Source organism: Collinsella sp. CLA-ER-H9, from assembly GCF_040092295.1.
Taxonomy (GTDB): domain Bacteria; phylum Actinomycetota; class Coriobacteriia; order Coriobacteriales; family Coriobacteriaceae; genus Collinsella.
The window spans coordinates 1-933 of sequence record NZ_JBBNLV010000035.1 but is presented as its reverse complement, the minus strand read 5'-3'; the positions used below and the strand labels follow the sequence as shown (position 1 = coordinate 933).

Here is a 933-nt window from a genome sequence, read left to right as displayed (position 1 = left end):
CTGACGCTCCTATTTGGCAAGGTGTTTTTTAGAATCCTTTTTGCGCTCGGCCTCGAAGGCCTGCCTGTCCCAATCGAGCGGAAGTCCGGCCTCGACCCATGCCTCGTAGGCCCTCCTTATGGGCTTGAGCTCCCTTTGTCCCCTCTCCAGCATCGAGATGTACTTCTCGCTGGTTCCCAATATGGACGCCGCCCTCACCTGGCTGACCTTCGCCGCGCGCCTGGCCGCCACGAGCTCCGAGGCGTCCTCGGGCCTCCTGATCTCGTGCGGGTGCATCAGCGCCCGGTACGCCTCCCTGGCCACGTAGCGCTTGAGGCACCTCATGACCTCCCTGTCGCTCTTTCCCCGCCCCCTGGCCCTCTCGGCGTACTCGGCGGTCTCGGGGTCGCGCATGACCCTCTGCCTCGCGATCTCGTGCAGCGCGCTGTTCGCCTGCCGGTCGCCGCCCCTGTTGAGCCTGTGCCTCACGGTCTTGCCGCTCGAGGCGGGGATGGGGCAGGCCCCGCATATCGCCGCGAACGACGCCTCGGAGCGCAGCCTGCCCGGGTTGTCCCCGGCCGCGACCGCGAGCTTGGCCGCGCTCACGGGCCCGCACCCGTACATCGCCAGCAGCGCGGGGCAGTTCTCCTCCAGGGACGCCTCGATCGCGCGCTCCATGTCGAGCGCCGCGTCGCGCGCCGCCGCCCACAGGTCCGCCAGCGCGCCGAGCGCGGCGCCCAGCGCGCCCTCGGCGCGCACGGAGGGGAGCTCCTCCATCAGCCTCGGCCCTCCCATGCCGCGGAACCTCGACCTGAGCCCCTCCGGGGCGGTGGTGAGCAGCGACCTCGCGGTGTTGATCGCCGAGGTCCGCGCCTTCACCGCCCCGGGGTGCGCCGCGAGCATGCAGCGCACCCCGTCGACCCACCCGTCCTGGCTCTTGGGGGTCCCGAGCTT

Annotated in this window: 1 protein-coding gene; it reads right to left on the bottom strand. The window is 70.8% G+C overall.

The genetic code is table 11. The features are described from left to right. Window positions 1–9: 9 nt before the first annotated feature. A partial coding sequence (locus tag AAAX73_RS09685) for a transposase (protein WP_349125776.1) occupies window positions 10–933 on the bottom strand: 924 nt, incomplete at its 5' end.